This is a genomic window from Mycolicibacterium tusciae, assembly GCF_002086795.1.
Classification (GTDB): Bacteria; Actinomycetota; Actinomycetes; order Mycobacteriales; family Mycobacteriaceae; genus Mycobacterium; species Mycobacterium tusciae.
In genome coordinates, this window is the sequence record NZ_MVIM01000008.1 from 153,855 (window position 1) to 168,480 (window position 14,626).

Genomic DNA, 14,626 nt, shown 5'->3' on the forward strand with positions numbered 1-14,626 from the left:
AGGTCAATACCGGCCTTAACGGTTTCTTGACGGGCCCGTCGCGGTCCTTAACGGTTTCCCTCGCCGAACGTGGGTTACCCGCACGCTTCGATGGCCTCGGGCGTGCATCAACCCCACACTCGGCGAGCGCGCGACGTCTAGCGGGCGCGTCCGAAGCGCCGCTTCGACTTCTTCGGCGACTGGTAGGAATCCTGAACCCAGGCGTCCCAGTTCGCTCCGGAGTCCCCTTGGACGGGGCTGTTGCTGACATGCCAGCCGAGGGTCTCGACTTCCATTGTCGACCAACGTATTAGCGTGCCGTCGCCGCCGATTTCTTGCGCCAGGAGAACCCGCTGGTCGCTTTCCAACCCGTCGCTGAATGCTTGCATCGCATTCTTCAGGCGGAAGTAGGGGACGGCGTCGTCGAACTCCCGGCAGAGTTTCGTGAGTTCTCGTCGCGCGTGGTCCAGGAGGGTCGTCGGCTCCGTCTCCTCCGGTTCGGCGGTCGTGGCGTCACTTTCCACCGCCTCGCCGTACTTCGCGCGCAGTGCCTCGACCTCGGCCGTGGCCGCCAGCGCCGTCTCCCGCCACCATGCGAGGTGGTACTGGATCAGCTTTTGTTCGCATTCCGGACAGACCGTGTCGGGGTCGGTCAGCGTGGTCACATCGTCGATCGCCGCTCCGCAGAGCGCGTGGGTGTCGCGCCGGTCGAGGTAGTCCGCGTGGTGTGCCACCGAAGCGGATGCCTCCCGTATGTAGGTGTGGGGTGGCTCCACATAGCGAACATAGTTGACAACGCGATGAGATGGTCCCGATCCGGCGTCCTTCGAGGTGGACCGTCAGGATCGACCGCCGGAGCGCCCGCTGCCGGGGGACAGCGGGCGCAGCCTGGTCGCGGTGGTCAGTCGAAGACCTCGAACCGGCGCTCGACGCGATCGCCGAAGTTCTCGAAGTTGCGTTCCGCGTTTTCGAACGGCTGCTCGATGACGTCGTCGAAGTCGACGAAGGGGAAGACCGCGGGCGCAGGCGCGGCGTGGACCTGGGGCGCGTCGGCGAGTGCGGTGCCGGCACCGGCGACGGCCATCGCGCCGAAGGCGGCGCTGATGAGCGTGAGCTTGAAGATGTTGGGACGGTTCATGGTTGTACTCCCTATCGGTGGTGGTGTTGATAGGGAGACTGGGCGGGGGGACTTGGAGAGTTCTTAACGAGGACGCCCGCTGCCGGGAGACAGCGGGCGTCCGTCGATGGGACGTCGTGATGCCCGGCCGTAAACTCAGGCGCGGCCTGTGACGGGCCGGGCCCCCATAGCCCAATTGGCAGAGGCAGCGGACTTAAAATCCGCACAGTGTCGGTTCGAGTCCGACTGGGGGCACAAGAGCATCGGCGACATATGTGCTGGTAGAAGTAATTTCGATGCCGAATGTTCGTGTGATTAGGCGTACTGGCCGCTCCGAAGCCAGGGCTACAGGCTCGATCGAAGCTCCTGACGCGGGTGTGCGCCGACCCATGGGAAATCGTCGCCAGCGTTGTACGTAGTTCGGTGGCCTTCAGGCAATAGTGCGGATAGAGCCGTGAAGGCCCGGCAGCATTGCGAACTGCAAGGTGCACGTTCGCCCGGGCATGCCAGAGGCGCCAGGTTCTGACAGAAACTTGATACGTCTCTGAGCCCTGCCGGTCTGATACAGAGCTTTGGCTTGGGGTTCAACTCCGCTAGCCAGGTGTGCAGAATGAGATCGCCTTCCTGCTGCAAGCAGAGTCGCTGTGTCGACGTCGTCCCGATCGCCGCGTCCAGCACGGGCCAAGCGCTGTAAAAGGGCAGCAGTTCACCGACCGGTCCTTCGCACCTCCGGCGGGTTTCTCGATCACCTGACCGAGTATCCGCGTCGGCATCGGAGCTATTCCGCTGGCTCCAAGCCTCTTCGAGGATGGTGTCGTAACCGACGCCGGTCAAGTCATCGAGCAACTTGATCAATTTTGTTGCGATGGTCAGCATTCCGGACAGCAGCACTGATCTGCGCCACCGCTATTCCGGGCAGGCACACACCATAATGCCTTTCCCTCACCCGCAGCTCGCGACATCGGGGCGGCCACCGCATTCGGATTCGCAGGGGTCTTGCGCGACGACAAGTCGATGCTCCGCAGAATCGTTAAACTGCGTTTTATGCGGACCCGGGCCGGGGACGACGAATGGGCGATGCTGACAGCCTCTCAGCGGTCGTCTATCAAGAGGGGCATTCGAGACGCCAGCGAACGCTCGGACGGCGCACTTCGCGAGGCTTGCAAGAACTACCAAGAGATGTACGGCATACGTCAGGAGACGCTTCAGCCCCTGGTAGACGAGTGCCGCAATAAGGCTCGAACTCCAGGCCAGCGAGGGACCGAAGAACCAGCGCCTAGTCCCCCCACGTCTCCGCGCACTAGCACCACACACCAGGGCTCCACGGCGCTATCCGGAGAGCAGATCGCCGCCTTCTCTGCGGAGTATCGGAATGCGTACATCGCACCAGGCGACGCGCTGACTGACCTCTACAACAAGTACGAAGAGGCCTACGGTGTCTCTCGCGATGTACTGAGGGCGGCCATCCAGGAGGACCGACGCAATCATCCGGTGGTCTACAAGACGATGAAAGAAGCCCGCCGCCGCATGCAAAAGGATCGAACGCGCAAGCGCCGCAAGGACGCTGCGGTCGAATATGGGCGAGTACCGCCGCCACCCCCTAGCGACCGCGCACCACCGGCCGTCAAGAAGTCGATGCTGACCGAGATAGCCGAGAGATGCGCGCCCCGGAATGCGACCGATGCAGAGATAGACAGGATCCGAGAACGATTAAGGACATTCACCGAATCCCCGGATGACCACTACGGCTATCTTGCGTGGCGGTTTCGTGAGATATCCACGCGCCCAGGTTCTAGTGAACACTCAGCAGACGACCTTCGCGCAAGGATGTCGCTGATCGTAAGCGAAGACAAGGCACTCATCGCGCGCTTGCGGCAGGATCATGGGAACGTTCTTGGAGACCGCCCAGAGCGTCCGAGGCGGGCCTTGGATGCAGAGTTTCGAAAGACCCAGCTCGGCTTAACTTGGAGTTCCGGACCAAGTGCGCTGCGCCGCGCCCGCGGCACCCTAGCATTCCTGCGACGGGCCGTCCCGCTCACCTTCGCCAGCCAGGATTACAGCAGCCACTTATCTCCCATGCTGGCGCGTCTGCTTCCGCCGCCAGTTACTGAGTACAGCAATCTGCGTCTGCCGACACACGTCTATGCCTCAATCAACAACCTGAGGCGGATGGTGACCCACGTGGATCAGTTCTTGTCCACTATCGATGCTCAAGGGGGCAATTCCTATGAGAATGGGCTTGATCAACTGCGTGACTTAAGCAGTGGTGCATTCGACTTCGTCCTCAAGCCCGAGCCTGAGAAAGCCGCAGTGCCACCGGCCAGTCGCCTGCCCTTGGTCATCCTCCCGCCTGGCGAGCGAATTCACCCCTTCGTCGCGGGCATTAGGCGATCTGGGCGATTTCGCGGTGGGGAGATCGATGAGGGGCGACTAGGAGTGCTCATGCAGCTTTGGACCCACCTGAGTGAATCTGGAACCTGCACCCTGTATGAAGGCGCATTTCCCACTAGCGGCAAAGACAACGGGTACTTGATCCTCGTCATCTTTTACGAGGGGTACGGCGAGGATGCCGTGGCGATTAGTCCGTGGAAGGGCGAGCACGCGACATTTGTTGTCCGGGCCGACGCAGCGAAGACACGCACCTGGAAGACGGTGCTGACCAGAACTAAAGAAGAGGCAAAAGAACTAGGTGCTCGCCGACTAGTGTTCAAAGCCAATCCAGACCACGGGATTGATGAATACGAAGCTATGTTCCAGAAAGTCGTAGCGTTCTTCGTCTGCGAACCGGACGATTTCGAGGACGGTGCCCTGTATTTCGATGAACATGAGGGCCGTTACGAAGTGCGCCCGGCTTAGTCCTCGTAGCGCCTCGAGCCGCGACCTTAACCCAGTAGAGCCTCAGCTTCGAGGCCAGTGGGATAACCATTAGGGTTACGCCGATCTTGCGGGAAAGTGTTACCAGGCTGAGCTGGGCGAGGCTTCCGCGGGAGTGGCTAGGGGCGACGAGTGCACCGCGCCGACTGCACCTTGACGCGGAAGGTGACGCGATGAACGATCCGCTTATCCCGAGATCATCAGCCGCTGGGGGTTTACGCGCCGTCTACGCCACCCACGAACTGCTTGCCACGGCAGAGTTTATGCTTACGAACTCGCGCCGAAAGTCATCGGCCGCGAGATGTAATAATGCGCAACGGTTTTGAAGCGATTCGCCGCCTTCACGAACCCTTCGGGCGTCCGTACTCGATACCAAGATGCACAACCTCCACAAAGAATCCTTGGTCCCGCAGCCGTTGGGCTTGGGCGGCCAAGGTTTCGATCACCTCATCACGGTCGAGCGATGCGACAACACGACGCCTCGAGTCACTGCCGTCCCAGGATTCTACGTCGGGCCACAACACGACGTAACAGCCGTGCGCTACGTGCAGATCCTCCATGTACATTGCCACAAGCTGTGATTCCATCGCGGTTAAAAGGTCACGGTGCCAGGCGCCCTTGACCTCGATCGGCAACGATATGGTGGCGAATGGTCCGGGTTTGTCGGTCGCGGCGTCGACCTGCACGTCGGCTCGCTCAGCGGCGCCGCTTGGCCGGTTACGGCGCACCTGAACCTCGCGATTAACCACAAGTCTGTTGCCCCCTGTTAACTCCACAAGCCGGTTGCGGATGTGATCGGAGATTTCATCCTCGGACTTGGGCCGACGTGAGTGGGTGTCCCAAAGCAAATGCGATTGTGGATTCGCCCCTGTCAGCTCCCTTTGGACCTCCGCGAACGCGTCAACGACCACTGTCTGCAGATCGGCCTCGGTGTTGACCAGGGCGGACCATCCCTGTTGAGCAAGCAGCACGAGATCACGAATGCTGTAGCTTTCCCAAGCTTTTTGAGAGAAGACCGTCATTGCCGTCGCTTGAATCTGCAGTAGCGACGCGTCCGTTGGCAGAGCGTTGGCGACGCTAGCAAGTGCATCTATCGCAGCGGCCGTTCCCCTGTCGCGCAACGTTGCGAGCAAGTGATCGCGCCAAAGCCCAATCTCTTCACGCGGCGAAACAACGTGGACACCTGCGGGCTGCGGCGGGTCGTCGTCTGGATCAAATGCCTGCCGCATCCATAGATAGATGTCAGCTATCACGTTCTCTGGCAACAAGTTATCGGATTGCCGGTATCGCACGGTCGTCGCATTGCCGAGCACTTCGAGAGCCAAAGGGTGATCTTGATCAAACTCGGACTGTAGCAAGTCCCATGAGCCCACTAGATCGTGATCAACCAGCAAGGTTCCGGCTGCGATCCGGTCAGCTCGACGGCTCGGATCTCGTGCGGCGAACTGTGATCGGAGTAATGGAAATGCTGCCTCGGGACGTTTGCGGGTCAAGACTGCCAGCAGCCCGCTAGCGAGTGGGCCCGGAGTGCTATTGATGACGTCGAGCGCCAGGTCCAGAAGATCGTCATCAAACAAGAAGTCGACCTCATCCATCCAAAACAAATGAAGGCCGGCAGCCGCGGCTGCGCGAATACTACGCGTTAACGCCTCCACAAGCACTGGGTGTGCATGCGCATCAGCACGCTTGAGCAGCTCAGCCTTGTCCTCCCACAGCGGCCCGTCGATTGTGCGTTTTATGGCTGCAATGATAGGCGCCCATTCTGTCCAGTTCTCGGGCGATAACTCGTCCAAAGCCGTTGGCCTGGTGCGAAGTAGCAGCGTGAGCGCTCTGTATCCAGCGTAAGCTGCGAAGTGCAAGATCGAAGTATCATCCAACCAGGCGTCGGGCTCACAAAGTCTGGTGCTCAAGTAAGTTTGAGCTGCAGAAGTGACGCGCTCTCTGTCGGCCGGATCCAGCACGAGCCATCCAGGCATTGTGGTGAGGTCGACCTTCGGCTCCTGCGTCGGTTCCCGCATCGCGAGAGTTCGACCCAACTCGATGAATGCCTGATGATCGCCGTTCTCAATCCTCTCAAGAAGTTCGGCAACGCTTTCATCGTCGTCTTCAGGCTGAGGCGCGTGTTGTCGCCGGTGCGCATTAATGAGCTCGTGCATGCGCCTCATCTGTGCGGCTGTGTCGGATTCAAGTTCGACCTGCACCCAATCTTGACGGGATAGGCGGATCGGGTGCTCGTCGTCGAGGTCCAGAAACAGATCCACGTGATCGCGGCGGTCTGCAGCAAAGGTCAGGTCGAATACTCGGTTAAGTGCATCCAGTCGGCGCCCGGACGCGGTGGCTGCTTCCGCAATGATCCAATTCAAGTCATCCGCTGTCAGCAACCCAGACCCACTAGCAGGTCTATCCGAGAGATAAAGCACGACAGTGTCATCGGTGGTGCGATCGATGATGGCGTTCACAAGTTTATGGCGTGACTCCGGCATCAAGAGCTCGCTGGCACGCTGCCTGGAACGGCGATGGAACATGAGTCCCTCGTAATTCTCGGCCCGCGCGGTGGCTATACGGACCAGCACCGCGCCTATGTCGTCATCAATGTCCGCGGCGGCTACGAGCCCGATTATGGCGTTAGCCAACTCCTCGAAATCACCCGAATCGATCTCCTCAAGATGCGCTTCCAACCAGTAGATCGCCACTGGAAGATCTTGGTGCTGTAGTCCTTTGGCAAATTCTCCTACAAATCGGAGATACCCGCCATAGAAGTTTCTCTGCTTCGGCGTCCCGAGCATTGAGAAGACCTCAGCAGTCTCAATCGCGTGCGGCCAGGAGGCTGCAAGGCCCACCGCGAGGAGCTCATCCGTTACATCTGCACCGCGCACAGAGTCGTCCCGCACCAACGGTACAAGGTCGGTGAACGGCGCGCCGGAACCGATTGAGATCGCAGCGTAACCGGCTCTCGTTCGCAGTCCATCGTCTTGTGCTGGATCTAGAGCGAGACCGGTAAGTTCCGGAAGAAGTTCGACGATCTTGCAATCGCGTGCGAGTTTCACGGCGAGACGTCGCTGATCGGGAGAACCGCCGGCGAGTTTCGGCCTGATCTGATCAGCGATTGCTGAATGGTTTAGTCCGTCCAATCGCTCGCTAAAGCCCCACTGTCTGCGGTCTGCGTCCATGAACAGGCCGTCGATCACCGCAGCACGAAGCTCATCCGTTGGCAGATCCACTTGGCCTAAGAAGCATTCAGGATCTACGGCGGTGAGCCAGCCGAATCGGCCGGGGGCGATTGCGACAAGCCATGCTGCGGTTACGCGTAGCTGCGGCCGCGCTCGGCCATCCGGGCCGACTAGCAGGGCCCGAACTTTATTGTCGCTCAAGCCGTTGGCGACAATCCATGCGGCGGTTAGATATTCGGCGAAGGATGCATGGGCGAAGCCGAGCCGACGGGGTCCCATCGAGGCAAATAGCCCAGTCGAGAGAATATCTCTAACGGCATCTTCGGTAACAGCGACGGAACCGCTAAGCGTCGGCTCTGTTCCTTCGGCGATTTCGGTAATCAGCAAATCACCTGACCCAACCTGGTCTTGTCGGCCAGTCCAAACAGCAGCCGACCGGCCGAATGTGAGCCCTGCGGCAATTCTGCGCGCTACAGCAATCCGCTCGTCGATGGTGAGCGAACCAGCAAGTCCAGACTCGAGGCGGCCTTCGTTGGTCTCTTCCGCAAGCGACCGCATACCTCGGTCATATAACTCCGCCGCACGTTCCGGCAACGTACCGTCTCTCTGGAATGACCTTGCCAGCATGCGAAGCGTTTGTGGACGCGATGCGAAGGCGGAGGCCCTTGCGCCGTCCACCTCCTGCAAGAAGGAGTCGGGATCATCGCACAGCTCCGCCGCAATCGCACGCGCATCCTCGCGCCGAAGGGGCAGCAACCCCACCACTCTCAAATCGTCAAAAGAAGCTTCGAGCATGCCTTCGAGTACATGCGACCAGACCAAACTCCGGCAGGCGATCCGTATGATCATGCGGTTGGTTGGCCAACTGCGGATTGCATTAGCGACAATTTGACCTAACTGCGGGATCCGTTCTTGAGCCTCATCGAAGCCGTCTAGCACGAGCGCCAGCTCAGTGGAGTTTGCTTTCCACCTCTCGATGGACGGATGCCGTAGAACTTCGTTGACAAGACGATCTTCGGAGCCATACGGCGCTAGATCGATCGCGAGTACTTCGACACCGGGCGGGACCAGACGATCCGGCAATTCAAGGACTTTCGACTTGCCAGTACCCATCTCTCCGAGCATCACGAGAGCGCGTGAGTCCCGTAACTCTGACGTCGGGATAGCGTCGGGATTACCGCTGATCCGTCCTAGGATTAGGTCATCCGGATCTGCGAGGAAGCCGTCACTATCAAGGTAGAACTGGTTACCTCGCAAGTACCAGAACCGCTCAATGTCAGCCATATAGTGCAACACTCCATCTGAACGAGCCAGCCAGCTACCCAACCCACGCGACGAAGGTGAGCCGGGCTTTCGCGCGTCGAAATGCTCTCGACGAGTCCCGCGCTGTGAAGCGAACCGGCCCTGGCGCGAGGTCCCTCCGCGATCCTTTAGTATCCGCGGCAGTGGCATGTAATTTGTTGTTATGGGCGCGCTATCCCCTCGAGCCCCGCGGATCGGCCCTGCACAAGCGCCGCGAGAACGGTGTAAACGAAATTGGCGTTCCGAGCCTACGGAGAGCGCCGCGTTCATCCGCGCCAGCGCCGAAGACGCCATGGGGGCATCCCCCCAGGGGACTGGCGGATGTCACGTCGTGGGCTGATGTCCTGTTAGCGGGCCTAGGCGACGGAGAAGATAACGAGAAGCGCTAGTCGTGGCCCTGTCGTGGCCACAACTTGGCCACAGTTTCCGATATGTGCCGTGATGGCCCGTGTAGTCGTCGCGCAGGTCACGCTCGATTTCAACCTCCGACCAGGACTGGTGAGACGGTTCGAGTCCGACTGGGGGCACTGGATAAGCATCGTTAACGGGAAGTGTGCGCTAGCCTGCCGGTCCGAATGTTGCCCTTCGACGGTGGCCCGGCGTGTGGCGCGGACCCGCGCTCTCTGTTGCGCGCACATGCGTTCGCGTCCAACCGGTGCACGCCCTCCGCGCCTTGGCGGACGTAAGCATCGCCATCTGCCGCATTGCTTACCCGACGAATAGGAAAGCCTTCCTGTTCGGGAGCGGAACCTGGCCTTCCGGCGATTACGCGCGCGCTGCGTGATCAGAAGAATTCCTCTTGTGAAGCGGCACCTAGCCGCCAAAGGAAGCAAGAGGAGCAGAGAATGAAGAACGAGAATCGCACTGCAACCCAACGGCTCGGACGCACCGCCCGAGCCATCGCCGCCGCCGGCATCGGTCTCGGTATCGCGCTCGCGTCAGCCGGCATGGCCAGCGCCGAGCCGCAGACTGAGGCGGAAATCAAGGCAGGGTGCAAGGAAGCGGGTGGTAGGTACACAACTACTTCAAGTCCAAAGGGCCGAGTCTCGGAATGTGTAATTAAGTATTCCCACGGGACAGAAATCGACGTCTACGTCGACGGCGAGTGGATCAACACGCTCCACGAGTCCAAACCGGTGATACCGACGCCGCCGCAAGTGTCGAATCCGGACCTTGCGCCGTCGTCTGCTCCGCCACCGCCGCCGGTGCAGAATCCTGTCCTGGTGCCGAAGGTGTGAATTCGGCTTCGTCGCAGACGCTAGCGCACAAGGCGTATGACCAAAGCGACCGACGCGTCGCCTGAAATGGGAATATGTGTCGACGCGTTGACCAGCTTGGGGCTTTGGTCATACACTTTGGACATCAATGTCCATCGTCTGTCCAGCCACCAGCGGAAGTTGAAAATCGATGAACGCGCATAGCGCCACTCCCAACGTCTTTGAGGCTGGTCTCCCCACGTTCGAGTACGGCCTCAACGCCACTCCGCACGACATCCTCGACGATGTCCGAGTTGCGCAATCGCGGGCGCCTATCGCCATCGGCCCCCTCGGCCCGGAGATCCTTTCCTACGAACTTGCCCGCGAGATATTGCGCGACAACAGATTCCGCTTGCCGCCCGGCATCACCCTGGCGGCGCAGGGCATCACGTCCGGTCCGCTGTACGACAAGATGGCGACCAGTCTGCTGGGCCTCGACGGTGCGCCGCATGTGCGATTGCGCAAACTGGTTTCGAGGGCCTTCACGCCCCGCGCGACGTCGCGTCTCCAAGACACGATCCACGAGGTGGTCAACGGTCTGATCGACCAGGTAGCCGACGCCGGGCGGTGCGACGTCGTGACCGACATCGCGCGTCCTTACCCCACACCGATCATGTGTGCACTGCTCGGTGCGCCTCGCGAGGATTGGCAGTTGTTCGCGGACTGGACTGAGGAGGTCTTCAAAGCCCTCAACTTTCAGCCGGATGCCAACTTCGATGAGGCCGCGATCATGCGCGCATGGAGCGAGCTCGACGCCTATGTCGACGGCATGGTCGCAGACCGTCGAGACCACCTGACCGACGATCTGCTTTCGGAGCTCATTCGCGCCGAAAGCGACGGCGACCGACTGAATCTCGACGAACTCCGCATGCTGGTGGCCGGCTTCCTGATGGCGGGAACGGATACGACGCGAAACCAATTGGCGGCGTCGATCCAGGTGCTCTGCGAGCATCCGGACCAATGGGTGAAGCTGCGCGAACGCCCCGAACTTGCGATGCAGGCGGTCGAGGAGAGCATGCGCCACTCACCGGCCGCCTGCATCGTGCCGCGTGCCGCCGTCGATGATGTCGAGTTCGGTGGTTACCTGTTCCCGGCAGGAACCTTCGTCTTCGCGAACACCTTTGCAGCCAACCGAGATCCAGCGATCTACCACGATGCTGACCGCTTCGACATCGCACGCAAGGACGTTCCGCCGATTCTGACCTTCGGCGGTGGAGCGCACTACTGCCTGGGGGCGAACCTCGCACGCCGGGAACTGGCGGAAGCACTCGTAGTCCTCACCCGCCGCCTCCCTGCACCCCATCGCGCGGGCCCTGCCCCGTGGAAATCCCTTCTCGGCATGACCGGTCCGACAACTCTTCCGATCGAATTCGAGGCCGAAAGGCTGGTGACGACGGATGCGTAGTCGTGGCTGGGCGGGTTCGACGCCCTCCTCGGACGAGGAAGCGATTTCGCGCATTCTGAGTGCGGTAGACGAAGAGGTCGCCGAACACGGAGCGGCGATACGCCTTGCCGACGTCGCCCGGAGGCTGGGAGTCACTCGCCAGACGGTGTACCGCTATTTTCCCAACGCCGACGCACTTCTCATCGCTAGCGCGATGCGTGCCGTCAACGGATTCATCGACCAAGTCGCAGACCATGTCAGCGGCGTCAACGACCCGGTCACTGCAGTGGTCGAGGCCATTTCATTCGGAGTCGAGAACCTCTCCGGTGATCCGCAGCTGGAAAGGCTGCTGACCCGGCGAGATGAGGGTGAAGCCGTCACCTCGCTGACCTCCGACACCGCAATCGCGTTCTGCTTGTCCGTGTTTCAGCGCCTGGACGTTGACTGGACGCTGCACGGTTTCGACACCGCCGCGCTCCGTGATCTTGCCGAGATGACCTTGCGTACCGTGCAGTCCCTGTTGACCGATCCCGGGCAGCGGCAGCGCGACGGAGACGCACTACGCCGCTTTGTTGCACGGTGGCTCGGCCCAGCGATCCTCTATCCACGGATGACGTCGCTGGAAATCTCCGATAGCTCCCACGCACCCGTGGCCAACTAGGCAACCCGAGCAGTCACGGCGATGCCAAAGGCTCGTCCAATTGTGCGTGCGCGGCCAGAGTTGCCGTCCGCTCGGCTATCGGCGTGCGCTGCGCCGACAACATGCGTTGCAACGCGTCGGCCGTCACGGGCGGGCTGTAGTAGTAGCCCTGTGCGACCTCGCAGCCGTAGCTGATGAGCAGGTCCGCGGTTGCCGAGTTCTCGACGCCCTCGGCCACGCACACCATGCCCAGTTCCCTTGTCAACTCGATGACTTTGCGCACGATGATCGCCGCGGGCGGATCCTCCGCGATCGGTGCGACCAGGTTCTTGTCGAGTTTGAGCTCGTCGATGGGCAACTGGATCAGGTAGTTCAAAGCTGAATAGCCACTTCCGAAGTCATCGAGGGCGACTCGAATGCCGAATTCATGCAACCGGATCAGGACCTCACGCGCGCGCTCGGGATCGCTCAGCACAAGGTCCTCGGTGATCTCCACGATTACGTGATCGAAGGGAAGATGGTGGTCGACCATCACCCCAGCGACCGTCGACGCCAGGCTGAGGTCGTTCAGCGACGGCGGAAAAAGGTTGATGGCGAACGGAATTGGGAATCCCATGGCGTGCCATGCGACGGCGTCGTCGGCCGCTCGGTGCAGTACCAGCTCGGTCAGTGCTCCCATCAACCCGTTCTGTCGTGCGATAGGGAGGAACTGGTCCGGCAGCAGCGTGCCCAACCGTGGATGTGGCCAGCGCACCAAAGCCTCCACTCCGATGATCCGCCCGGTGGCCATGTGGTACTTCGGCTGGTACTCGGTGGACAGCGCACCCTCGCTTATGGCAGTGCGCAATTCGCTCAACAGCCGCATGCCGCCCACCCGTGCGTCGTGAGCGCCGGAGCTGCACAGCGGCTCAACCTCGTCGGTGTCGACCAGCTTCATGTCCTCGTTGAACGTCGCGATTCCACCGGTGCGGGTGCGCTTGGCCGAATACAGCGCCACGTTGGCCCGCTTGAGCAGCTCCTCTGACGTCAAGCCTGTCGTGACGGTCCGGTTCAGCTCCGCCAGTCCTGCGCTCGGCCGCACGTCGATCGACTGTTCTTCGACCGAGAATTCGGTGTCGAATGCCTCCAGGATGCGTTCGGCCGCAGTCACGGCCGGCTCGACGCCACCTTCGAGCAGTACCGCGAACTGGTCGCCGCCGAGTCGCGCCACCGTGTCGCCGGTACGCACGCTGCGCTGCAGACGCTCCGCGGCCTCGATCAACACTGCGTCGCCTACGGGATGACCCAGGCTGTCGTTGATGAGTTTGAAGTCGTCCAGATCCAGTGACAGCACGGCAACGTCGCGACCGTCGCGGGCGTGCATGGCCACCGCGTGCGCCAGTCGATCTCCGAACAGCACTCGGTTCGCCAACGACGTCAGTGGGTCGCGCAGTGCCTGATCGGTGACTGTGTCCAAGAGCCGCCGATTTTCGGCCACGAACAGCACCTGCCGCACCAAGACTGTCGCCGTCAACAGCAGCAGCGCGGCCAATACCGGGCCGGTGTCCTTGCCGCCGAACACGTACCACACGCTGGGGATGACCGCGACCAGCAGCGGCACGTACGGCACCCACACCGCCACCCGCGTTGTGTCGTGTGAATCCACGACATGCCACCGCGCCCGAGCCGCCACCAGCGCGGCCACGGCCATCAGCATCACCCCGGCCGTCCACAGGATGTCGATGTAGTTCCCGCTCAGGTACGTGCCGTCGATGCTGAGGTACACGTACACGCTGTCGGCGATGGCCACCACCGCGATGCCGGCAGCCAGCAGACTGATCGTGACCCGCTGGTCCGGCCCGGCCCGCGACACCATGAGCGCCGCCATCGTGAACAACGCGGCGTCAGCCAGCGGGTAGAACAGCGACAGCGCGAACGACAACGGATCGGTTCCGCCCGCCGCCACGACGTCGTCCAGACCCGACACCCACGCCAGCGCGAAGAACGACACCGCCAATAGGAGCCCGTCGAGGAACAAGCGGGCTACCGTGACGCCGGTGTTGCCGGTCGGCAACACCACCAGCACAAAGAGCGTGCAGACGTAAAACGACAGATAGCCCAGGTCAGCCAGCGACGGGAACGGCACCTCCGCGTCGAGGCCCAACTCATAGACCGTCCAGATCGCGTCACCGAAAAACCAGCTGGCCAACGCAGCTGCCAGCGCTATCCATGCGATGCGCTGCCGGCCCGAGGTGGACGCGATGGCCAGCATGACGCAGGCGACGGCCAGGGCCTCGGCCACCAGAGAGCCCACATCGCTGACAACGGTGACCACGCCTGGGCCACCCCACCCGAACATTAGCCACGACGCGTAACCGAGAAGGTAGATCGCGCCAATCCACGCGATCAGCCGAACTCTCGGTCGCTCCACGTGAACCCCCAGGTTGCGGGACTGGCCAACCATAGCAACGGCCAGCCAATCACACTGCTGAACCGTATTTGCCAGAATTGCGCTGATGGGTTGGTTTCGTGCGGCCGCAGTTAGCTCAATTCGCGCGGCGGTGTCGGTCGCGGTGTCGTCGGCGTCGAGGGCGGCACGGGCGGCCAACCTGGAAAGTTTCAGAGCATTTCCCTACAAAACGCTTCGGATTTACTCAGGTGGCGAACGCACAGTGGTCCTATGACCAACTCGATGGCAGTGCGGCGCACGGCACTCGCCGTAGCTTTCGGCGCCATATTGACCGGCGTCCTCCTCATCAGTAACGAGATGGTGCATTCGGTGGCTTCAATAGCCGCCGTCGCGACCGCGGTCGCTGTCATCGGCGCCGCCGTCATCGGTTGGGAGCGTGTCATCGCCAACGCGGAGTCGATGGGCCTGGTCGCCGGACGTGAGAGCGTGCCGCACCTCTGACTCGGCGCCGGCGG

At 61.5% G+C, this 14,626-nt stretch carries 9 protein-coding genes and 1 tRNA gene; 6 read left to right on the forward strand and 4 right to left on the reverse strand.

Going from position 1 to position 14,626, the window contains the following annotated elements:
- Window positions 1–137: 137 nt before the first annotated feature.
- Window positions 138–755: a hypothetical protein gene (locus BST47_RS16910; RefSeq protein WP_083126688.1), complete on the reverse strand. Its 618-nt coding sequence runs from the start codon at window positions 753–755 to the stop codon at window positions 138–140.
- Between the two features lie 125 nt (window positions 756–880).
- Window positions 881–1,117 (reverse strand): hypothetical protein, encoded by a 237-nt coding sequence (locus tag BST47_RS16915; RefSeq protein WP_083126689.1) that lies wholly within the window; start codon window positions 1,115–1,117, stop codon window positions 881–883.
- Window positions 1,118–1,277: 160 nt separating this feature from the next.
- On the opposite strand from BST47_RS16915, the gene BST47_RS16920 reads away from it, so the two are divergent.
- A tRNA-Leu gene (locus BST47_RS16920) sits at window positions 1,278–1,351 on the forward strand.
- 741 nt (window positions 1,352–2,092) lie between these two features.
- Window positions 2,093–3,952, forward strand: a complete 1,860-nt coding sequence (locus tag BST47_RS16925; RefSeq protein ID WP_083126690.1) for a hypothetical protein — start codon at window positions 2,093–2,095, stop codon at window positions 3,950–3,952.
- A 359-nt stretch (window positions 3,953–4,311) separates the two neighbouring features.
- On the opposite strand, the gene BST47_RS16930 is transcribed toward BST47_RS16925, so the two are convergent.
- Window positions 4,312–8,424 carry an NACHT domain-containing protein gene (locus BST47_RS16930; RefSeq protein ID WP_133056221.1) on the reverse strand — a complete coding sequence of 1,371 codons (4,113 nt, stop codon included), beginning with the start codon at window positions 8,422–8,424 and terminating at the stop codon, window positions 4,312–4,314.
- An 863-nt stretch (window positions 8,425–9,287) separates the two neighbouring features.
- On the opposite strand from BST47_RS16930, the gene BST47_RS16935 reads away from it, so the two are divergent.
- The 3 genes from BST47_RS16935 (at window position 9,288) to BST47_RS16945 (ending at window position 11,743) form a co-directional block, all read left to right on the forward strand.
- Window positions 9,288–9,680: a hypothetical protein gene (locus BST47_RS16935; protein ID WP_083126692.1), complete on the forward strand. Its 393-nt coding sequence runs from the start codon at window positions 9,288–9,290 to the stop codon at window positions 9,678–9,680.
- Between the two features lie 169 nt (window positions 9,681–9,849).
- Window positions 9,850–11,103, forward strand: a complete 1,254-nt coding sequence (locus tag BST47_RS16940) for a cytochrome P450 (RefSeq protein WP_083126693.1) — start codon at window positions 9,850–9,852, stop codon at window positions 11,101–11,103.
- A complete protein-coding gene (locus BST47_RS16945; RefSeq protein WP_083126694.1) occupies window positions 11,096–11,743 on the forward strand; it encodes a TetR/AcrR family transcriptional regulator in 648 nt (215 codons plus the stop codon). The genes BST47_RS16940 and BST47_RS16945 overlap by 8 nt, the downstream gene beginning before the upstream one ends.
- A 13-nt stretch (window positions 11,744–11,756) precedes the next feature.
- On the opposite strand, the gene BST47_RS16950 is transcribed toward BST47_RS16945, so the two are convergent.
- Window positions 11,757–14,132: a putative bifunctional diguanylate cyclase/phosphodiesterase gene (locus tag BST47_RS16950; protein WP_165799808.1), complete on the reverse strand. Its 2,376-nt coding sequence runs from the start codon at window positions 14,130–14,132 to the stop codon at window positions 11,757–11,759.
- Between the two features lie 249 nt (window positions 14,133–14,381).
- Between BST47_RS16950 and BST47_RS16955 the strand changes: the two genes are divergently transcribed.
- Window positions 14,382–14,612 (forward strand): hypothetical protein, encoded by a 231-nt coding sequence (locus tag BST47_RS16955; RefSeq protein WP_083126696.1) that lies wholly within the window; start codon window positions 14,382–14,384, stop codon window positions 14,610–14,612.
- Window positions 14,613–14,626 lie beyond the last annotated feature (14 nt).

Excerpts from the sequence above, each read along its gene's own strand:
- BST47_RS16915 (WP_083126689.1), bottom strand. The coding sequence starts at position 1,117 with ATGAACCGTCCCAACATCTTCAAGCTCACGCTCATCAGCGCCGCCTTC.
- BST47_RS16930 (WP_133056221.1), bottom strand. The coding sequence starts at position 8,424 with ATGGCTGACATTGAGCGGTTCTGGTACTTGCGAGGTAACCAGTTCTAC.
- BST47_RS16935 (WP_083126692.1), top strand. The coding sequence starts at position 9,288 with ATGAAGAACGAGAATCGCACTGCAACCCAACGGCTCGGACGCACCGCC.
- BST47_RS16940 (WP_083126693.1), top strand. The coding sequence starts at position 9,850 with ATGAACGCGCATAGCGCCACTCCCAACGTCTTTGAGGCTGGTCTCCCC.
- BST47_RS16945 (WP_083126694.1), top strand. The coding sequence starts at position 11,096 with ATGCGTAGTCGTGGCTGGGCGGGTTCGACGCCCTCCTCGGACGAGGAA.
- BST47_RS16955 (WP_083126696.1), top strand. The coding sequence starts at position 14,382 with ATGACCAACTCGATGGCAGTGCGGCGCACGGCACTCGCCGTAGCTTTC.